Origin of the sequence: Segatella copri (assembly GCF_009494835.1) — a bacterium.
In the GTDB taxonomy this organism is placed as follows: Bacteria; Bacteroidota; Bacteroidia; order Bacteroidales; family Bacteroidaceae; genus Prevotella; species Prevotella copri_F.
This window is the reverse complement of sequence record NZ_VZBE01000085.1, coordinates 15,398-37,197: the sequence shown is the minus strand read 5'-3', so window position 1 is coordinate 37,197 and position 21,800 is coordinate 15,398. Positions and strand designations below refer to the sequence as shown.

General features: G+C 46.3%; 13 protein-coding genes. 7 read left to right on the top strand and 6 right to left on the bottom strand.

Annotated features, from left to right (window positions below):
- The first annotated feature begins 14 nt into the window (after positions 1–14).
- Together F7D47_RS12565 and F7D47_RS12560 are read left to right on the top strand one after the other, a co-directional pair.
- A complete protein-coding gene (locus F7D47_RS12565; RefSeq protein WP_153085535.1) occupies positions 15–1,997 on the top strand; it encodes an ABC-F family ATP-binding cassette domain-containing protein in 1,983 nt (660 codons plus the stop codon).
- 32 nt (positions 1,998–2,029) lie between these two features.
- Complete coding sequence (locus tag F7D47_RS12560) at positions 2,030–4,063, top strand: M13 family metallopeptidase (RefSeq protein WP_153085534.1); 2,034 nt, start codon at positions 2,030–2,032, stop codon at positions 4,061–4,063.
- A 156-nt stretch (positions 4,064–4,219) separates the two neighbouring features.
- On the opposite strand, the gene F7D47_RS12555 is transcribed toward F7D47_RS12560, so the two are convergent.
- The 3 genes from F7D47_RS12555 to F7D47_RS12545 form a co-directional block, all read right to left on the bottom strand.
- Complete coding sequence (locus F7D47_RS12555; protein ID WP_022121988.1) at positions 4,220–5,857, bottom strand: ABC-F family ATP-binding cassette domain-containing protein; 1,638 nt, start codon at positions 5,855–5,857, stop codon at positions 4,220–4,222.
- A gap of 1,246 nt (positions 5,858–7,103) precedes the next feature.
- The gene (nifJ, locus tag F7D47_RS12550) at positions 7,104–10,682 is read right to left on the bottom strand and encodes a pyruvate:ferredoxin (flavodoxin) oxidoreductase (RefSeq protein WP_022121989.1); all 3,579 of its coding nucleotides are present in this window, start codon (positions 10,680–10,682) and stop codon (positions 7,104–7,106) included.
- Positions 10,683–10,858: 176 nt separating this feature from the next.
- On the bottom strand, positions 10,859–12,049 hold the full coding sequence (locus F7D47_RS12545; protein WP_153082234.1) for an ATP-binding protein: 1,191 nt from the start codon (positions 12,047–12,049) through the stop codon (positions 10,859–10,861).
- Positions 12,050–12,217: 168 nt separating this feature from the next.
- Between F7D47_RS12545 and F7D47_RS12540 the strand changes: the two genes are divergently transcribed.
- Positions 12,218–13,378: a hypothetical protein gene (locus F7D47_RS12540; protein WP_153085533.1), complete on the top strand. Its 1,161-nt coding sequence runs from the start codon at positions 12,218–12,220 to the stop codon at positions 13,376–13,378.
- 200 nt (positions 13,379–13,578) lie between these two features.
- A complete protein-coding gene (locus F7D47_RS12535) occupies positions 13,579–14,871 on the top strand; it encodes a serpin family protein (RefSeq protein WP_153085532.1) in 1,293 nt (430 codons plus the stop codon).
- Positions 14,872–14,969: 98 nt separating this feature from the next.
- Here F7D47_RS12535 and ligA read toward each other — a convergent pair whose 3' ends face one another.
- The 3 genes from ligA to F7D47_RS12520 form a co-directional block, all read right to left on the bottom strand.
- Complete coding sequence (gene ligA / locus F7D47_RS12530) at positions 14,970–16,940, bottom strand: NAD-dependent DNA ligase LigA (RefSeq protein WP_153085531.1); 1,971 nt, start codon at positions 16,938–16,940, stop codon at positions 14,970–14,972.
- A gap of 52 nt (positions 16,941–16,992) precedes the next feature.
- Positions 16,993–17,523 carry a GNAT family N-acetyltransferase gene (locus F7D47_RS12525; protein WP_006846667.1) on the bottom strand — a complete coding sequence of 177 codons (531 nt, stop codon included), beginning with the start codon at positions 17,521–17,523 and terminating at the stop codon, positions 16,993–16,995.
- Positions 17,524–17,755: 232 nt separating this feature from the next.
- The gene (locus F7D47_RS12520; RefSeq protein WP_153082238.1) at positions 17,756–19,045 is read right to left on the bottom strand and encodes a CobW family GTP-binding protein; all 1,290 of its coding nucleotides are present in this window, start codon (positions 19,043–19,045) and stop codon (positions 17,756–17,758) included.
- Between the two features lie 314 nt (positions 19,046–19,359).
- On the opposite strand from F7D47_RS12520, the gene F7D47_RS12515 reads away from it, so the two are divergent.
- From F7D47_RS12515 to F7D47_RS12505, 3 genes are all read left to right on the top strand, one after another.
- Entirely contained in the window at positions 19,360–20,256 is an 897-nt protein-coding gene (locus F7D47_RS12515; protein WP_153085530.1) for a M48 family metallopeptidase, read from the top strand.
- Positions 20,257–20,348: 92 nt separating this feature from the next.
- A complete protein-coding gene (locus tag F7D47_RS12510; protein ID WP_153085529.1) occupies positions 20,349–20,798 on the top strand; it encodes an NfeD family protein in 450 nt (149 codons plus the stop codon).
- A 48-nt stretch (positions 20,799–20,846) separates the two neighbouring features.
- Complete coding sequence (locus tag F7D47_RS12505; protein WP_153085528.1) at positions 20,847–21,797, top strand: SPFH domain-containing protein; 951 nt, start codon at positions 20,847–20,849, stop codon at positions 21,795–21,797.
- The last annotated feature ends 3 nt before the right edge of the window (positions 21,798–21,800 follow it).

Genomic DNA, 21,800 nt, shown 5'->3' with positions numbered 1-21,800 from the left:
TAAATTAAAAATAGATGATTTCAGTAGAAGGACTGAAAGTAGAGTTTGGCGTTAAGCCTCTCTTTTATGATGTAAGTTTCGTCATCAACGACCGCGACCGCATTGCCCTGGTGGGTAAGAATGGTGCGGGAAAATCTACGATGCTCAAGATTCTCTGCGGTTTGCAGAAACCTACTGACGGCGTTGTGGCTATTCCTAACGAAACCACTATCGGCTATCTGCCACAGGTGATGAAACTGCAGGACGATACGACCGTGAAGGAGGAAACCCGCAAGGCTTTCGCCCATAATACCGAGATGAAGGCGCGTCTGGACAAGATGCAGCAGGAAATGGCCGACCGCACCGACTATGAGAGCGAAAGCTATGCTCAGCTCGTAGAGAAGTTTACCCAGGAACATGAACGCTACATGATGATGGGTGGCGAAAACTATGAGGCTGAGATAGAGCGCACCTTGAGCGGTCTTGGCTTTACGCGCGATGATTTCGAGCGCCCTACCAAGGAGTTTTCCGGTGGTTGGCGAATGCGTATCGAACTTGCCAAGATTCTGTTGCAGAAGCCTGATGTCCTGCTCCTCGATGAGCCTACCAACCACCTTGATATTGAAAGTATCCAGTGGTTGGAGCAGTTCCTGGCGCAGAGTGCCAAGGCTGTGGTTCTGGTGAGCCACGACCGTGCTTTCATCAACAATGTAACTAACCGTACCCTCGAAATTACTTGCGGAAGGGTAGAAGACTATAAGGTGAAATACGATGAGTATGTGGTGTTGCGTGCCGAACGCCGCGAGCAGCAGCTCCGTGCTTACGAAAACCAGCAGAAGGAAATTGCCGACATCAAGGATTTCATCGAGCGATTCCGCTACAAGCCTACCAAGGCGGTTCAGGTGCAGAGCAGAATCAAGCAGCTCGAGAAAATCGTGCCTATCGAGGTGGATGAGGTTGACAACAAGCAGATGCACCTCAAATTCCCTCCTTGTCTCAGAAGTGGCGATTATCCTATCATCTGCGATGAGGTGCGCAAGGATTACGGCGCACACACCGTCTTCGACCATGTTACCTTTACCATCAAGCGTGGCGAGAAGGTGGCTTTCGTGGGTAAGAACGGCGAGGGTAAGTCTACCCTGGTAAAATGTATCATGGGTGAGATTCCTTTCACCGGAACGCTAAAGATTGGTCATAATGTGCAGATTGGTTATTTCGCCCAGAATCAGGCGCAGCTCTTGGATGAGAATCTTACCATCTTCCAGACTATCGACAATGTGGCTACAGGCGAAATGCGTCTGAAGGTGAACGATCTCCTGGGCGCCTTCATGTTTGGCGGCGAGACTTCAGAGAAGTTTGTCAAGGTTCTGAGTGGAGGAGAACGCAGCCGATTGGCTATGATCAAGCTCCTGCTCGAACCGGTGAATCTTCTCATTCTCGATGAGCCTACCAACCACCTCGACATGCAGTCGAAGGATGTGCTGAAAGAAGCCATCAAGGCTTTCGATGGAACAGCCATCATCGTGAGCCACGACCGTGAATTCCTCGATGGTCTGGTAGATAAGGTCTATGAGTTTGGCGGCGGCAAGGTTCGTGAGCATCTCGGTGGTATTTACGATTATCTCCGTGCCCATAATGCCGAGAACATCAATCAGGCTCTTGCCAACCAGAGCATGGCTTCTGCCGGTTCGCCTTCTGCCAATACTTCCGGCTCTTCTGTCGCATCAGGTTCTACAGCCGACAGTCTTGCCTCTGCCACATCCGGCAAGCAGAGCTACGCTGAACATAAGGAACAGCAGAAGAAGATCCGTAAGGCTGAGAAAGCCGTGAAGGAATGTGAGGCGAAGATAGAGAAACTGGAAGCGAGAAAGAAAGAGATTGATGAACTCCTGATGAAACCGGAAAATGCAACCAACATGGAACTCGTGACCGAATACACTGAACTCATGAAGGGTCTCGATGAGGAGAACGAGCGCTGGATGCTCCTTTCGGAAGAACTGGAAGAAGTTTCGAAATAATAGTAACATTAATATATAAAACAGAGAAGAAAATGAAAATGAAGATGATCTTACCGATGATGATGATCGCAGCTCTGCCATTAGGCGCTGACGCTCAGAATAAATCGGGTCTTGTCATGAGCAATCTCGACAAGACAGTAAAGCCAGCAGACAGTTTCTATCAGTTTGCTACAGGCGGATGGCAGAAGAACAATCCTCTTCCTGCCGCTTACAGCCGTTATGGCAGTTTTGACCAGCTTGCTGAGAACAACAACAAGCGCATCAATGCCATTCTTTCTGAACTCCAGAAGAAGACTTACAAGGCTGGAACCATCGAGCAGAAATTGTCTGATTTCTACAAACTCTCTATGGATGTTGACAGCCGCAACAAGGCTGGAATCGCTCCTGTAAAGCCTCTGATGGATGAGATTGAAGCTGCCAAGACCAAGGACGAACTTCAGAAACTCCAGGTTAAGTATGCTTGGATGGGTCTTGGCTTGAGCTATGGCGCAGGTTTCGCTGCCGATGAGAAGAACGTAACCATGAACATCTACAACCTGATGCAGGGCGGTCTTACTCTCGGTGCAAAGGATTATTACCTCAACAACGATGCAGCAACCGTAGCCATCCGTGAGGCTTATAAGACTTACCTCAGCAAGATGTTCCAGCTCTACGGTTTCTCTGCCGAAGATGCTGCAAAGAAGGCTTCTGCCGTATTCCTTCACGAAACAACGCTCGCTACTTTCTCTAAGAGCCGCACCGAACTTCGTGATCCTCAGGCAAACTACAACAAGATGACCTTGGCAGAATTCAAGGAGAATTATCCTAACATTCCTCTCGAGGCACTTGCCAACGCCGAGGGAATCAAGAGCGAATATCTCAAGGAGTTGATCGTTGGTCAGCCTGCTTTTTTCGCCGGCTATGACAAGGTGGCTGCTGCAGAATGTGCAGCTACTCTGAAGGCTTTGATGGAGTGGGACATCATCAAGAGTTCTGCTTCTTATCTCAGCGATGAGATTCGCGAAGCCCGTTTCGAATTCTTCGGCAAGACTATGAGCGGCCGCAAGGAGGATTATCCTCTGTGGAAGCGCGCTACTGCTCAGGTAGAGGCTCAGTTGGGTGAGGCGCTCGGCCGCATCTACTGCAAGCGCTATTTTCCAGAAAGCTCTAAGAAGATGATGGAGACCCTCGTGAAGAATCTTCAGATCAGTCTTGGTCAGCGTATCGATGCTCAGACCTGGATGAGCCAGACTACTAAGGAAGCTGCTCACAACAAGCTCGACAAGTTCTATGTAAAGATTGGTTATCCTAACAAGTGGACTGATTTCAGCAAGCTCAGCATCGACCCATCTAAGAGCTATTATGAGAACGTTTTGGCTTGCCGCAAGTTTGCCAACGACAAGGAGATTGCAGAGAAGGCAGGAAAGCCGGTAGATAAGGATGAGTGGTTCATGACTCCTCAGACCGTGAATGCTTACTACAATCCTACTACCAATGAAATCTGCTTCCCAGCTGGTATTCTCCAGTATCCGTTCTTTGACGCTAAGGCTGATGCAGCGTTCAACTATGGTGCTATAGGCGTAGTAATCGGTCATGAGATGACTCACGGATTCGATGATCAGGGTCGTCAGTATGATGCTAGCGGTAATCTGAAGGACTGGTGGACTCCTGCTGATGCAGAAGGTTTCAACAAGCGTGCTGATATGTATGCTGATTTCTTCAGCAACATCAAGGTTTTGCCAGACCTGAATGCCAACGGCCGTTTTACCCTCGGTGAGAACCTTGCCGACCATGGTGGTTTGATGGTTTCATACAATGCCTTCAAGAATGCTACAGCTAAGAAGCCATTGAAGAACAAGGATGGTTTCACTCCTGACCAGCGTTTCTTCCTCGCCTATGCAGGTGTTTGGGGACAGAACATTACTGATAAGGAAATCCGCAACCGCGTAAAGAATGATCCTCATTCTCTCGGCAAGTGGCGTGTTGATGGTGCGCTTCCTCACATCGATGCATGGTATGAGGCATTTGGTGTAAAGCAGGGCGACAAGCTGTTCATTCCTAAGAACCAGCGCCTTGAGCTTTGGTAATTCCGGAAGGAAGTTTTTCCGAATAGAATTTTTCGGGAATGTTTTTTCCGAATAGATAGAAAAAAATAAAGTCCTGATGTTTCGTTTGTTTGAAACATCAGGACTTTTTGTTTTATGCTTGAAATATTTTTGATAAGAAAACAATAGAATCGGGGGTTATTGCTTCTTCTCCAGTTCCTGAAGATTTTCCATCTTCTTAGATTCCAGAAATTCGTAAATGCCGCAGAGATGTTCTCGGACGCGACCATGACCGAATTCATAAACCTTGCTGACAAGACCATCGAGGAAATCACGGTCGTGGCTAACCACGATGAGTGTTCCGTCGAAATCGAGCAAGGCCTGCTTCAGCACATCCTTAGTCTTCAGGTCGAGGTGGTTGGTAGGCTCATCGAGAATCAGCAGGTTCACTGGCTCAAGCAGGAGTTTGAGAATGGCAAGGCGGGTGCGCTCACCTCCCGACAATACTTTCACCTTCTTGGTAGAATCCTCTCCGCCAAACATGAATGCTCCGAGCAAATCGCGTATCTTGTTGCGGATTTCACCTTTGGCAACATCATCGATGGTCTGGAATACGGTAAGTTCGCCATCGAGCAGAGAAGCCTGGTTCTGGGCGAAATAACCTATCTGCACATTATGTCCCAATTCCAACTTTCCTTCGTTCTGAAGCTGACCCATGATACATTTCACAAGCGTTGACTTACCCTCTCCGTTTCTTCCCACGAAGGCAATCTTGTCACCTCTTTCTACGGTAAGATTCACGCCGCTGAAAATCTTCTTGCCATCAAACGACATCGCCACATCGCTCATCTGAACCGGATAAGCACCGCTTCGTGGGCTCGGCGGGAACTTGAGTCGAAGGCGGCTTGTATCTTCTTCATCCACTTCGATAAGTTCCAGTTTCTCTAGCATCTTCACGCGGCTCTGCACCTGGAAGGTTTTAGAATAAGTGCCTTTGAAGCGTTCTATAAAGTCCTTGGTTTCAGCAATCATCTTCTGCTGTTCCTCATATTTCTTCATCTGCTGTTCGCGGCGTTCCTTGCGCAGTTCCAGATATTGGCTGTAAGTGGCTTTGTAGTCGTAGATGCGGCCCATGGTTACTTCGATGGTTCTTGTTGTAATGTCGTCAACGAATTTTCGGTCGTGGCTGATGACAACTACTGCTTTCGAACTGTTGATGATGAAGTCTTCGAGCCAGCCGATAGATTCGATGTCGAGATGATTGGTTGGCTCATCGAGCAGCAGTACGTCTGGCGATTTCAAGAGCAGTTTTGCCAGCTCTATTCTCATTCTCCATCCTCCCGAAAACTCGCTTGTAGGGCGGTTGAAATCAGAGCGTTCGAAACCGAGACCGAGCAGCGTCTTCTCTACATCTTCCTCGAAATGAGTCATGTCGATGGCGTAGAATTTCTCTGAGAGAGAGGATACTTTCTCAATGAGCTGCATGTAATCATCGCTGTCGTAATCGGTACGGGTGGTGAGCTCGTTGTTGATGCGGTCAATCTCAGCCTGCATTTCGTGCAGATGGGCAAACGCCTGACAGGTTTCCTCGAATACGGTTCTGCCGTCTTCGGTCATCAGATGCTGAGGCAGATAGGCGATGACGCAATCCTTGGGAGCGGAAACGGTGCCACGAGTAGCATTTCTCACACCGGCGATAATCTTGAGCAATGTGCTCTTTCCTGCGCCATTCTTTCCCATCAGGGCTATACGGTCCTTCTCGTTGATCTGGAAGGAAATGTCTTTGAATAGGGTGGTGCCGCCAAATTCTACGGTCAATCCATCAACTGTAATCATATTATTTTCTTCTTGTTCAAATTTTTGTTTCTTTAAGCAACTCCCCAGAATGCCCCGTTCCTGCCGTTTTCGGGGTCTTCATTGATGACCAGCGCCTGCCATCATTTATGACCCGTGTTGGTCTTAAGAGAAGACCTGAGCAAGGCACAAAAGGCTGTTCTTTCGATTGCCGGTGCAAAGATACAACATTTTTGGGCAGAATGCAAGCTTTTTCCATAACTTTCTTTCGGAGAAGTAGTGTAAGTGTTTGATTGATACTGATTTCTATTGGCTTTCTAGCTGAACTTTGTTACAGGTTAACGTAAATGGGGGTGAATGGTGGCATTAAGAACCAGAGTGGCAGCGGTCATTTTCGGTCATGGTCATTTTCGGTCATTTTCAAAAAAGAGTTTGGTCATTTTGAGCTATAGTAAATATAAATATTATTTATATTATACTATAGGTGACCATTTTCTCCCCCGAAATAAAAATGACCGAAAATGACCATGACCGGAAATGACCGGATTATAATATTTGAGAATATGTGAAATGATGAAAGGTGAGATATGCTAAAGTGTTAATTGTTAGCACTATACGGAATTTATATATAGAATTACTTCAATAGCATTGGTGTAACCTAATCTATATCTGTCACTATATGATTATGCCTTATTCGTACTCTAATGTCCTCTATTTACCTCTTGTTTCGCTTTTGTTTCGGTCAAAAATATCTAAAATCGGAAGGGTTTTGAAGTCCGAGGAGGGGCATTTTTCACCCTTAGTAGAGGGGGTAAACACCTTTCTACCCCTCTTATTTTGCTTTTTTTCTTCGAAAACTCACTAATACACTGATTTTTGCCTCTTTGGGTTTCTGTTTTGGGTAGGTAAGGATAATTTACATTACTCAGTCTGATTGCGCTTCTTGCTCCGGTCCTTTTAGCGGATTAAAAATCCATAATGGTTCGATCTGTACGGTTGAAATTACCCAATACGCCCTGAAAGGGCAGAAGCTCATAGCCCAGGGCTAAGAGCTTTTGGGCTTTCAGCCCGTCTTATACCACATGTGAATATTCTGTTTTCTTAACAAAAGTATTCTGAATTGCCCCTAATGAACCCAATCTTAAAATCACGATTTTTCCCTATGTTTCATCACTTATTTCCAATTTTTACATGAATATGGAGCATTTTAAACAAAAAAGACCTTGATTGCAGAACGCAACCAAGGTCTTCGGAGATGATATATTTAACCTATTGAAATCTCGCTAGATTAGATCTGCTCGCTCCAGTCCTCCTGGCTCTTACGAACGTAAGTCTGGTAACGGAGTTTAGCCATCTTCTCTGCCTGAGAGAAGAGCTCATCAGCCTCCTTAGGGAATGCCTTCTGTACAGAGAGGTAACGAACCTCACCGAGCAGGAAGTCGCGGAAGTTCTCCCAGTTAGGAGCCTTAGAGTCGAGTGTGAATGGGTTCTTACCCTCATCAGCCAACAGTGGGTTGTAACGCCACAAGTGCCAGTAACCGCACTCAACAGCCAACTCTTCCTCGTGCTGTGAACGACCCATACCGCCCTTACGCTTCAAACCGTGGTTGATACATGGTGCGTAAGCGATGATGAGTGATGGGCCTGGATAAGCCTCTGCCTCACGGATAGCCTTCAATGTCTGAGCATTGTCAGCACCCATAGCTACCTGAGCTACGTAGATGTAACCGTATGTAGTCTGCATCAAACCGAGATCCTTCTTACGGATACGCTTACCCTGAGCAGCGAACTGTGCGATAGCACCGAGTGGAGTAGACTTAGAAGACTGACCACCAGTGTTAGAGTAAACCTCAGTATCGAGTACCAGGATGTTAACATCCTCACCAGAAGCCAATACGTGGTCGAGACCACCGTAACCGATATCATAAGAAGCACCATCACCACCGATGATCCACTGTGAACGCTTAACGAGGTAGTGATCCAAAGTCTTGAGCTCCTTGCAGATAGGGCAGCCCTTCTCAGCGCAGGCAGCGATGAGAGGCTTCAACTCTGCAGCAGCCTCCTTAGAACCCTCAGAATCGTTCATGTTAGCCATCCACTTGTCAGCAGCAGCTACGAACTCAGCAGAAACCTTCTCGCTAGCCTTAGCCTCTTCGAGCAAGTGAGCGATGCGCTCCTTCATCTTCTTGTTACCCATTACCATACCGAGACCGAACTCGCAGAAGTCCTCGAACAATGAGTTGTCGAATGCAGGACCCTGACCCTTAGCGTTCTTTGTATATGGAGTAGATGGGATAGAAGCTGAGTAGATAGAAGAACAACCAGTAGCGTTAGCAATCATCTGACGATCACCGAAGAGCTGAGAAATCAACTTAACGTATGGAGTCTCACCACAACCAGAGCAAGCACCAGAGAACTCGAACAATGGCTGAGCGAACTGAGAATTCTTAGGGCTCTGCTTGATGTCTACGAGATCCTGCTTAGAAGCTACCTTGTGTACGAGGTACTCCCAGTTAGCTGCTTCCTTAACCATATCCTCTGCGTCTACGTTGAATGGAACCATTGTCAACGCCTTCTCACCCTTCTTACCTGGGCAGACGTCAGCACAGTTACCACAACCAAGACAGTCGAGTACTGAAGTCTCGATGCGGAAATGCATTCCAGCCAAAGCCTTAGGTGCCTTCACATCCTGAGTCTGGAGACCCTCGATGCCTGCGAGCTCCTCATCGGTCAATACGAATGGACGGATAGCTGCGTGAGGACAAACGAATGAACACTTGTTACACTGGATACAGTTCTCAACGTTCCATACTGGTACGAATGCCTCAACACCACGCTTCTCGAATGCTGCAGTACCGTTCTGCCATGTACCGTCAACTGTGTTGTGCTTAACGAAGTCAGAAACCTTCAAGAGGTCACCTGCCTGGCCGTTGATAGGACGAACGAGCTCCTTAACGAATGCTGGAGCGTTATCCTCCTTAGCCTCATCGTCAGCGAGGTTAGCCCAAGCTGGATCTACTGTCAACTGCTTGTACTCACCACCACGGTCAACAGCGCCGAAGTTCTTGTCAACAACGTCCTGACCCTTCTTAGAGTAAGACTTAACGATGAATGCCTTCATCTGCTCTACAGCGAGATCCAAAGGAATAACCTTTGTGATACGGAAGAATGCAGACTGGAGGATGGTGTTGGTACGGTTACCGAGACCAATCTCCTGAGCAATCTTAGTTGCGTTGATATAGTAAACAGTGATGTTGTTCTGAGCGAAGTAACGCTTTACCTTGTTAGGGATGAAGTTAACCAACTCCTCACCATCGAAGATAGTGTTCAACAGGAAGAAACCGTTCTTACGCAAACCACGAGTTACATCGTACATGTGGAGGTAAGCCTGTACGTGGCAAGCTACGAAGTTAGGAGTATTTACCTGATAAGCACTGTGGATAGGGCTGTCGCCGAAACGCAAGTGAGAGCAGGTGAAACCACCAGACTTCTTAGAGTCGTAAGAGAAGTATGCCTGGCAATACTTGTTAGTATTGTTACCGATAATCTGAACTGAGTTCTTGTTAGCACCAACAGTACCGTCAGCACCCAAACCGTAGAACTTAGCCTCGAACAAGTCGTCGCCACCCATTGGAATCTCCTCCTCTTCTGGGAGAGAAGTGAATGTAACGTCATCAACGATACCTACAGTGAAGTGGTTCTTTGGCTGTGGCAACTCGAGGTTCTTGAATACAGCAACAATCTTAGCTGGAGTTGTATCAGAAGAACCGAGACCGTAGCGACCGCCAACGATCAATGGCTTGCGCTCGTCATCGTAGAGAGCTGACTTAACGTCGAGGTACAATGGCTCACCCTCTGCACCTGGCTCCTTAGTACGGTCGAGAACAGCGATGCGCTTAACAGTAGCTGGGATAGTCTTCTTCAAGAAGTCAACAGAGAATGGACGGAAGAGGTGAACTGCAACCATACCAACCTTCTTGCCCTGCTTGTTCAAGTAGTCGATAGCCTCGCGAGCTGGCTCTGTAGCAGAACCCATCAGGATGATGATGTTCTCAGCATCCTCAGCACCATAGTAGTTGAAGAGGTGGTACTCACGACCAGTAATCTTAGTCATCTCCTGGCAGTACTTCTCTACTACCTCAGGGATTGCATCATAGTAAGTGTTGCAAGCCTCACGGTGAGTGAAGAATGTCTCTGGGTTCTCAGCGGTACCGCGAGTAACAGGACGCTCAGGAGTCAAAGCACGGTTACGGAAGTCCTCGATGAACTCTTCCTTAACCAATGGACGGATGTCTTCCATATCCATCTCCTCGATCTTGTGGTACTCGTGAGAAGTACGGAAACCGTCGAAGAAGTTAATGAAAGGAACCTTTGTCTCCAATGTAGCCAAGTGAGGAACTGCAGAGAGGTCCATAACCTCCTGAACAGAACCTGAGCAGAACATAGCGAAACCTGTCTGGCGGCAAGCCATTACGTCCTGGTGGTCACCGAAGATACAAAGTGAGTGAGAAGCCAATGTACGAGCTGATACGTTGAACACGCAAGGGAGCAACTCACCAGCAATCTTGTACATGTTAGGAATCATCAGCAACAAACCCTGAGAAGCAGTGTAAGTTGAAGTCAAGGCACCAGCCTGGAGAGAACCGTGAACTGCACCGGCAGCACCAGCCTCTGATTCCATTTCCTGGATAGAAACTCGCTGACCGAAAAGGTTCTTACGACCTTTGGCAGCCCATTCATCTACATGCTCCGCCATTGGTGATGATGGAGTAATAGGGTAGATAGCAGCAACCTCAGTAAACATGTAGCTTACATGTGCGGCAGCTGTGTTACCATCACAAGTGATAAATTTTTTCTCTTTAGCCATTTTACTTTTAGATAAAATATTAAAAATGTTTTGTATTTAATTCATTCTTATTCTAATGTTCTTATTCTAATGTTGAGTGTTGAATGTTGAGTGTTGAGTTAGGCTTGCGCCCTTATGTGTCATCATGCTGATGCCGTTAGGCAATTCAACATTCAACACTCCACATTCAACATTCCCTAATATAGGAAACCCAGAAGCCATAACGGAATCCTGTTGTCCTTGCCTACCTCGGTATTGTATCGGGCGTAGATGATGTCGGGATTGTTGCGCACCTTGTTTGGAGATTGCGCATCGCAGATTCTGAACTTCTTCTCACCATCTACAATGAAGTAGTGGTCCTTGCCGGTCTGGCTTACCTTATGGTCTTTCCAGACTGAGTTGACGAAGAATGTTTCCATCACCTCCTGCTTGTCTATCTTGATAGGATAGATGGCGTACATCAGGTTGGAGTTGTGCATCATCACCTTGGATGGTTTCTTTGGGAACTCCTGCCCGGTAGGGTAAATCATGTTGATGAGTCGCGCATCAGCAAGATACTTGATGTAGTTCATTACCGTAGCTCTGCTGGTGTTGATCTCTTCGGCAAGCTGGCTCACGTTGGGAGCCTTGGCACCTTCTACAGCTAGCTGATAGAAGAGCCGCTTGATCTTGGTGAGATATTTCAGTTCGATTTGCTTGATGAGGAGAATGTCTACCTCGGTCGTCATGTTCATTGTCTTTAGTAGATTCTCTGTGAAGTTGCGGTTCTCCAGGAAGAATGGATAGAATCCATGATGCAAGTAGTCCTGGAAGTATTTCATCGGGCTCACCTTAGGCAGTATCTGCTTGATGATGTGCTCGTGATTGCGCAAGATTTCATCGAGTGTATATGGCTTGAAACTGTTGCCAGTCTGCAGGTTGATAAACTCTCTGAAAGAGAAGCCTCGCAAATTATAGCTTTTCACGATTCCATTGAGCTCAGGATTCTCTTCCTTCAGTCTCATCACGCTGGAACCTGTGAACACGATTCTTAACTCTGGATAGAGGTCGTAGCATTTGCGCAGTTCCTTGCTCCAGTCCGACTGCTTGAAGACCTGGTCGATGAGAAGGGTTCTGCCGCCGTGGCGAACAAAGTCACCTGCAAAATCTGCGATTCCTCTGCTTTGAAAATAGAAATTGTTCATATTCACATACAGGCACTTGCGGTCAGTAGGGCCAAAGTGCTCCTTGGCATATTGAAGGAGGAATGTAGACTTTCCTACACCGCGTGTTCCCTTTATGCCAATCAAACGGTCGCTCCAGTCGATTTCGTCCATCAGAGTGCGTCTTACTGGTGCGTCCGTATGCTCTACGAGGTATGTATGTGTTCTGAAGAATGCTTCTTCCATGAGTTTATATCGTTTCTAATTGTTTTTACGATGCAAAGGTAATTAAATATTTCTAATTTGCAAACTCTAGATAGCAAAAAGTAACTTTTTTTTCATTATTTAGCACTTGTCTAAGTAAAAAAGGGGATTTTCTGCCCTTTTTTGCACTTTTCTTTATATCTTTGCACCATGAAGTTACATATTTTCAATCCAGAACATGATTTGGCTTTGGCTGCAAATCTGAAACAGTTCACCGCGCCTCATGCGGGTAGACAACTTAGAAGTGATCTTGCTTTCATTCCGGCTCTTTGGGCGGAAGAGGGCGACCTCGTACTTGTGGATGATATTGATTTTGCGAAGAACAGGGTGCGCCATTTTGGGGCTGAACTGAACAGCAAGGTTGAGTTTATCACCAAGCCTCAGCTGAAGCATCTGCTCAAGACTGAATTTCTGGACAGTGTTCATCCTTGGGGATGGAACCTGTCGCTCAAAGGTGAGTTGGAGCGTTTGGGAATACCGGAGATTATGTTGCCGACTGATGCTGTATTAAATAAGGTACGCGAGGTGAGCAGCAGGCAATGGGCTGCCCTTCATCTGCAGCGTGGCGTGGAATATGTTACTGAAACGGCCCGTGTCAAAGAACTCATTCTCCAGCACGGCAAAGCTGTTGTCAAGGCTCCCTGGAGCAGTAGCGGGAGGGGTGTGAAATATGTGAGTGCTGATGACTTCAGGACTGCAGGAGATTATCCTACCTTCGAAAGATGGGTGGCAAACATGATTTATCATCAGGGCGGCGTAACCGTAGAACCCCTATATAATAAGGTGAGAGATTTCGCCATGGAGTTTGAAATGAAAGATGGCAAGGCGCTCTATCGCGGTCTTTCGCTATTCGATACGATCAAGAATGCCTATTCGGGCAATGTGCTCTGCTCTGAAGATGATAAGGTGGAAATGATGAAACCGCTCATTAGCGAGGCTCAGCTTGCCGAAATCAGACAGCGCATCATCGAGGTTATGGAGCCTGCGCTGAAGGATGTTTACAGCGGTCCGTTTGGCGTTGACATGATGATCTGCACGAAAGGGGAAAAGGACGAATTCTGCGATGCTGTGCAGAATCAGGAAGGCGAGGACGTAAACAGAACCGGACTGGGCGTAGTGCCTTGCATCGAGATTAATCTGCGCAGGACGATGGGTCATGTGGCAATTGATCTCTACGAACATCTTGTGGCAAATTCGAGCGATGAGATGAAGACCAACAGGACGAACATCATGCGAGTGGAATATGATGGAAACAGATATCATCTCAGAATAAAGCCTGGCAGACCTTCGGAAGAGGCACCGCTGCATTGATTTTTTTGTAAAGAACATAGATATTTTTTGTTAAGAAATAGTAAAATCGGCTTTCCTCGTGCAAGGATTAGCCGATTTTTCATTTTATCTTCAGAACTCACGATTCAGATTCCGATTCGGGAACAGCCTTTTAAAGAGGAACTGTCCCTTTGGGTTTAGGAGCGTTGAGTCATTAAAATGAACCAATAAATTAGAGAAATATGAACAAGAAAGTATTTAGTGCAGCTATTTTAGCTTCAGCTGCAATGGCAATGACTTCTTGCAGCTCAAGCAAGAATGCACAAAATGAGAACGCAACAAAGGCTGAGAAGATAACAGAGGCAGAGGCTGCCCGTCCGTCGGCAGATGAGGAAATGGACGAGAGTTATCTTGTCCTCTCAGAGGCTCAGCAGAACATCGTGAAGAAGAATAATGATTTCGCTTTCAAACTCTATCAGCAGATTAGCGGCATGGATTCTGAGGTGGTTTCGCCTATGAGCATCGCCTATCTGATGGGAATGCTTGCAAATGGTGCTGACGGCAAGACTCAGCAGGAGATTCTGAAGGCAATCGGTTGCGAGGGCGTGAGCGTGAAGGAACTCAACGACTGTTATAAGGCGCTGATGCTTTCGGCTGGCAAGCTCGACAAGCAGACAACCGTAAATATTGCCAACTTTATCGCTATCAACAAGAATTTCACATTGAACAGCGATTTCGCTCGTACCGTAGCCGATTCTTATCAGGCTGGCGTGGAGAGCATGGACTTTACCAATTCTAAATCTGCCACTCGCATTAATGACTGGTGCAAGAAGCAGACTAAAGGCATGATTCCTAGCATCATCGACCAGGTAGACCCTGCAGCCGTTTCTTACCTTCTGAATGCTATTTATTTTAATGGAATCTGGCAGGAGAAGTTTGATGCGAAGAATACCCACCTCGAGAACTTCAGCGGTTACACCCGCGATATTAAGAAGGTGAACATGATGCACCAGAACAAGAAGTTTGCCTATACTGAAAATGATATGTTGCAGGCTGTAGAGCTGCCATACGGAAATGGAAGTTATCAGATGACCGTTCTTCTTCCTAAGGCCGGCAAGAGCATCAGCGAGGTGATGAAGGAGATGGATGCTGATAAACTTCAGAAGTTGAGTAATGACATGGACCGTTGCCAGGTAGATTTAAAATTTCCGAAGTTCACCACAGAGATGGATTTGTCGCTCAACCAGATTATCAGTAAATTGGGAGCTCCAAGCATCTTCCAGCCAGGCACGGCAGATTTCAGCCGTTTTGCCAATGGCAGCTTCTACGTATCGAAGATGTTGCAGAAGGCAAAGATTGAGGTAAGCGAGCGTGGAACAAAGGCTGCTGCCGTAACAGCTGCTGTGATGCTGACCTCACTGGGTCCTCACGAGATGAAGCGTGTAGAATTTCATGCCAACCGTCCATTCGTTTATTTCATTACAGAACGTAACAGTGGCGCCATTCTCTTCATGGGTCAGTTCCTTGGAGAATAATAACAGAGAATTTGCAGGTTCTTAAAACTAGAAAAGCGAAAGCCAAGTCCGTAATCTGGAATCTGGCTTTCGCTTTTTATTTCGCTTAATTCACGTGTTTACTCCTGAAACTTTTCAATGAACTCATCCTCTGTAATGATTGGAATATTGAGTTCATGGGCTTTCTTGTTCTTCGAACTCTGCGAAGCTGCATCGTTGTTAATCAGGAAGTTAGTACTCTTGCTCACGCTTCCCGTAACCTTGCCTCCCTGGCTTTCAATATAAGCCTTCAGCTCGTTGCGGTTCTTGTAATGATGCACATCTCCCGTTACGACGAAAGTCAGCCCCTGGCATTTATTTCCCGTTTCTACAGGCTCTTGCTCCTCGATAATCAGCTCGGACAGCAGATGCTGCACATGCTGGAAATGAACATCATCCTTGAACCAGGCGATAAACTTGGCACTCTTTTCAGGTCCAATACCATCAATGCTTGCAAACTCATCATCGAACATGCTTAGGCGCGCTGCTTCTATCAGTTCCTTCACCTTGTAACGGCTGAGCAGTTTTTTAGCCACATCGCCGCCGCAGAGCGGAATATTCAAGGCGTAGAGCAGATGACGGCCGTCAGTATGGCGGCTTTTCTCTACACTCTCCAGAAGATTGCTTACGCTCTTCTTGCCAAATCCTTCGAAACAGGAAATCTCGAACGCATAATTCTTCAGTTTGTAGAAATCAGCATATTCCCTGATAAAACCATGATTGATGAATTTCCAGACAGTCTGTTCTGAGATTCCGTCAATATTGATTCCTTCCTTGCTGACGAAGCGGGCAAATTTCTTAAGTTGTTTGGCTGGGCAGGCTGCATTGGTGCAATGGAGAGTCTTGGTGCCGCTCTCGCTCTCGCGCACTACGGCTGGCGCATGGCAAACCGGACATTCGGCGGGAATGACAAAACTCCCCACAACCTCTGTAATATTGATTACCTTTGGGATAATCTTATTGGCCTTAATGACCTGTAGTCTGGTTCCCTTGTCGCCAATGCCCAGACGCTCGCATTCGCTTACATTGCAGAGCGAGGCACGCTGCACGGTGGTTCCTTCCAGTTCTACCGGTTTGAAAACAGCTACAGGCGTGATGGTGCTGGCTGCGCACGACCATTCGATGTGGTCGAGTACGGTGTCAGCATGTTCATCTTGCCATTTAAAGGCAAATCCTGCCCTCGTAGCGTGGTGGCCTGTAACCGAACCGGTAGCTGCATAAACCGTATCATCGTAGCAAATCACCAGTCCGTCTACCGGGAAAGGATTCTTCTTGCTTGTCACCTTCTCCGTAAACTTGTCTATTTCCAGCTGGATATTTTCTGTGGTAGGGTGGTCAATACGCTCACGTTCTACAGGATTCATTCCCAGTTCTTTCAGCATCCGCATGCGTTCGCCCCATGAGGTAAGTTCCCGCTCAGTATAAACCAGGGTGAACGGAATCCATTGGATGTGGCGCTGCTTCACCTCTTCAATATCCTTCAGCGTGAGTGAGCCTGAAGCGAGGTTTCGTGGATTGGCGTAATCGCCTTCGCTTTCGATGATAAACTGTTCGAAATCAGTATACGAAATGACGGCTTCTCCTCTTACTACAAAATGTCCTTTCTCTGAAATGGTAGCAGGAATGCCTGAAATGGCTGGAGCCAAGTGGGTAATGTTGGTGCCGATGTGTCCGTTACCGCGGGTAACGATTTTGGTGAGTTTTCCGCCGTCATAGGTTACTACGAGGGTCAGTCCGTCCAGTTTCCATGAAATCCAGATAGGGCGGTCTTCTGCCCATTTTACAAGATCACTTACCTGTTTGGTCTTTGCCAGAGAGAGGGCGGCAAATTCATGCTCCTCTTTCTTTCCTACGATAGAATCTTCTGACACGCGATTAGTAGGGGAGTCAGGCAGAATTTCGCCTGTTTCCTCTTCCAATCTCTTGAGCTGGTCGAAAAGGGCGTCCCACTCATAGTCGGTCATGAGTTCGCCTTTTCCGTTATAATAACTATCCGAAGCTTGGTTGAGTCTTTCAACCAAGCTCTTCATCTGCAATAGTTTCTCTTCCATAATGAATGTTTGAGGATGTTTATCAAATGTTGTGTTTTTCGATGGCAAGAAATTATTCTGCAGGTTCCATGGCTATGGAGAGTTTTTCAAAGGCAAAACGCTGACCTCTGTTTCCTCCATAGTTTACACGTCCGCAGATGCAGAAACCCATCGAAGACAGAAGGTTAATCATCGGCGTATTGTCAAAGTTGGTGTCAACCTTGATGCTAGGTATTTTTTCTACCTCGCACATGCTGTTCACCTTACTGATGAAAATACGCGCCAAACCTTCACGCTGGAAACTAGGCAACGTAGCAAAGCGATGTATTACATAATAATCGCCATCAGTAATCCAGTTGCCTACTAATTTCTTATATTTGGGTTCACCATTCAATATGACTGCTCCATAGACAACTACCTCTTCGTTTACAGTCAGAACGAAGGCGTTGCCATTTTCTATGTCCTTTCTAATGTCTTTTTCTGATGGATATTCCTCAGTCCATTGATGACGTCCCGATTCTATCATACTTTGGCGAGCCTGGTCGATGACTTTCCAGCAAGCAGCAAAGTCCTTTATATACGCCGGTCTGAAGTTTGTCTTCATATTTATTACGCTTTTATTATTCGGGTGCAAAATTAACAAAAAAAAACGAATTAAACTAAAAAACGGAGGAAAAACTTCACTTTTTTGTTCGTTTTCCTCCGTTTTTCTTGTTTCCTGCTCATTTTGAGCTATTTTTCCTTTGCTTTTTGCTAAGAACTGGGCAGAATAAGATTCTGCAATATTTGTTCTGAAGATAGACTTCTGTTCTGCTTGTCTACTTCTTTAATCTGTTTTATGCCAGACATTTGTCGAGCTCAGCAATGATAGCATCTTTCTGTTCCTTGATATGCTGACCGATGAATACGATTTTTATCATACGGTCGCCCAATTCCTGATCCCATTCCTTCTGCAGCTGTGGGTTATTCATCAAGACCTGGGCGAGTTCGTCTTTCGGCATGGTAGCCAACCATTGACCAGCCTGCTTTACAGTCTTCTGCTTGCCAGCCTGTTCGAACACGTAGCACATGTCGCGCTCATCATCGAAATAGCAGATTCCCTTGGCGCGAACCACGTCTCTAGGCCATTTTCTTGCTACGAAATCATCGAAGAGACCCAAGTCGAAAGGCTTGCGACGATAGTAAACGAAGGTGCCGATTCCGTATTCCTCAACTTCTCCGCCTTCATGATCATGGTCATGGTCGTGATGATGGTGATGATGATGTTCATGCTCGTCATGATCGTGGTCATGATGATGATGCTCATGTTCGTCTTCCTCGTCATGGTCGTGATGATGGTGATGATGTTCATGTTCGTCATCATCATCTTCTTCTTCATGCTCTTCGTTTCTTTCTGATTCAATCTCCTGAATCCAACCGGCTGAAGTGGATACGGTTTCCCAATCAAACTTCTTGGTGTTGACGATCAGATTCAAGTCAACGTCACCATAGTTGCATTCAAAGATTTCTGCCTTAGGCTGGATGGCGCGGATAATCTGCTTCAGGTGCTCCAGCTCCTTAGGCTCAACCTCAGCTGCTTTGTTCAGGAGAATGATGTTGCAGAACTCAATCTGCTGGATGACGAGCGAAGCCAGATCTTCCTCATCCATATTCTTCTTCATCAGGTCGCTGCCGTTGGAGAATTCATCCTTCATGCGCAAAGCATCTACTACGGTAACGATGCTGTCAAGGCGCAGAATGCCATTCTCGATGTACTGAGGGCCGAGGGATGGGATAGAGCAGATGGTCTGTGCAATAGGAGCAGGCTCGCAGATTCCGGAAGCCTCGATGACAATGTAATCGAAACGCTTCATGTCTACGATTTCCTTGAGCTGTTCTACCAGGTCCATCTTCAATGTGCAGCAGATGCAACCATTCTGGAGAGAAACGAGCGAATCATCTTTCTGACCTACTACGCCACCTTTTTCTATCAGGGCTGCATCAATATTGACTTCACCAATATCGTTGACGATGACGGCAAATTTAATACCTTTTTCGTTAGCTAAAATCTTGTTGAGAAGGGTTGTCTTTCCACTACCCAGGTAGCCTGTCAAGAGCAATACAGGCACTTCCTTCTTTGCGTTCATATTAAAATATTTTAATGTTATACTTCTTAAACCCAGTCTGCTGATAATGCTGCTTTCTCGGGCAGCTGTCATCTGGCAGTCTGACGGTTTTGCGAAACTGCAAAGATTGTGCCACACCTTATTTTTTTGCCATTTTTTTTTCGTACACCCCTTTTTTGTCAGTTATCTTGTGTTATTTTTAGGTTATATTTCATGTTTTTCTCATTTTTCTTTGGTGGTTTCAACTAGAAATAGTATATTTGCAGAGAAAATGTGTTTCAAACAGCACATAAACTTAATGAATAAACATATTTTATATACATAAGTAAGTTAAGATGAAAAATTTTAAGGTTTTAGTTTTGACGGTTGTGGCAGTCCTTGCGCTGGCATCATGCGGCACTACTCAGACGGTGCCTCTGACCGGTCGCACTCATCGCATCTCTGTATCCGATGAGCAGGTACTCAGTCTGTCTAATCAGGAATACACAAAGTACATGGCTTCTGCCAAGAAGTCGACCAATGCAGCCAATACGGCTATGGTTCAGCGGGTAGGAAAAAGACTTGCCAATGCTGTTGAACTCTATTTGAAGCAGAATGGATTTGAAGCCGATGTGAAGAATTATTCATGGGAATTCAACCTGGTACAAGATAAGTCTGCCAATGCATTCTGTATGCCTGGCGGTAAAATCGTGGTTTATGAAGGACTTTTGCCTTACACTCAGAATGAAACCGCTTTGGCAATCGTTTTGGGTCACGAAATAGCTCATGCTGTGGCTAAGCATAGTGCTGAGCAGCTCACCAAGCAGCAGAATCAGCAAACCGGTACAAGCATCCTGGGAACTGTGTTGAACCAGACAGTAGGTAATGGTGTAGGTAATGTGGCAAGTGCAGTTGCCGGACAGTATTTCTCATTCCGCAATCTGAAGTATTCCCGTGATAATGAAACCGAGGCAGATTACATGGGGCTTATCTTCGCTGCCATGGCTGGTTACGATCCTCAGCAGGCCATTCCTTTCTGGAAGAGAATGTCACAGGGCTCAAGCAGCAATCAGAGTGATATTTTCAGTGATCACCCTTCAGACGCCAAGCGTATTGCAGCCTTGCAGAAGGAAATGCCTACTGCGCTGAAGTATTATAAACCTCAGACAACTTATAAGGTAGGTTCTACGAGCAGGACTTCTACAACCAAGAAGACCAGTAGAAAAAAGAAGACTACAACCCGCAGAAAATAAGGAATTTTCCGAATCTCTCGAATCTGAAGAAATGAATTCATCTTCTCTTTCGAATCTCTCGAATCTGAAGAATCAAATTAAAATAGTTAAGTATGGAGTATTTATCTCATAACCTTTGGCTGGTATGGACGTCGGTGATGTTCATCTGCCTCATCTTAGAGTTGTCTTCCGGCGATTTCTATGTTACTTGTTTTGCCATTGGTGCGCTCATCAGCATTCCTGTGGCATTAGTAGGAGCACCTTTCTGGGTGCAGGTAGTGGTTTGGGCTATCTGCTCTATGCTTAGCATCTGGCTGGTTCGTCCGCATCTGCTGAAATCGCTGCATAAGGGTGGGGAAGACCGCCGCAGTAATGCCGATGCGCTGGCAGGACAGATAGGGGAAGTAACCGAGATGATTCCTGCCGGAGGTTTCGGCAGAGTGAAACTGGATGGAGATGATTGGAAAGCAGAAGCTCCGCATCTTGCCGAACCGCTTGCTGTAGGCGATAAGGTTCGAATCTTAGGCCATGAATCTATCATCCTCAAGGTAGAAAAAATCTAGGTTAGAAAAGTTTAGAGTCAACATTATTCACTTAATCGTATAAACATCATGAACATAGGAATTTACGTGCTGATTGCTCTAGTAGCACTTGCACTCGTAGTGGTTAAGAAAACCATCGTTATCATCCCTCAGAGTGAGACGAAAATCATAGAGCGTCTCGGACGATATTATGCCACGCTCAAACCGGGTATTAATATCATCATTCCTTTCATTGACCATGCGAAGGATATTGTGGCGATGAGAAGCGGAAGATACGTTTATACTAACAGCATTGACCTTCGTGAACAGGTTTATGATTTCGACCGCCAGAACGTAATCACCAAGGATAATATCCAGATGCAGATTAATGCGTTGCTCTATTTCCAGATTGTCGACCCATTCAAGAGTGTGTATGAAATCAATAATCTGCCAAACGCTATAGAGAAACTGACCCAAACAACCTTGCGTAATATAATAGGTGAGATGGAGCTTGACCAGACGCTTACTTCACGCGATACGATCAACACCAAACTGCGTGCGGTTCTGGATGATGCAACCAATAAGTGGGGAATCAAGGTAAACCGAGTAGAGTTGCAGGATATTACACCTCCTGAGAGTGTGCTCCAGGCCATGGAAAAGCAGATGCAGGCTGAACGCAACAAGCGTGCTACCATCCTGACTTCTGAAGGTGAGAAGGAAAAGCAGCGCCTGCTCTCAGAAGGTGAGAAGGCTGCCATCGTGAACAAGGCTGAGGCTGCCAAACAGCAGGCTATCCTGAATGCAGAAGGTGAGGCTACTGCCCGCATCCGTAAGGCTGAGGCCGAGGCTATTGCCATTCAGAAGATTACGGAAGCTGTAGGACAGAGTACGAATCCAGCCAACTATCTCCTGGCCCAGAAATACATCAGTATGATGCAGGAAGTAGCACAGGGTAAGGATAATAAGGTGGTTTATCTGCCATACGAGGCAACCAATCTCTTGGGTTCTATAGGAGGAATCAAAGACCTTTTCAAGGGATAAAGA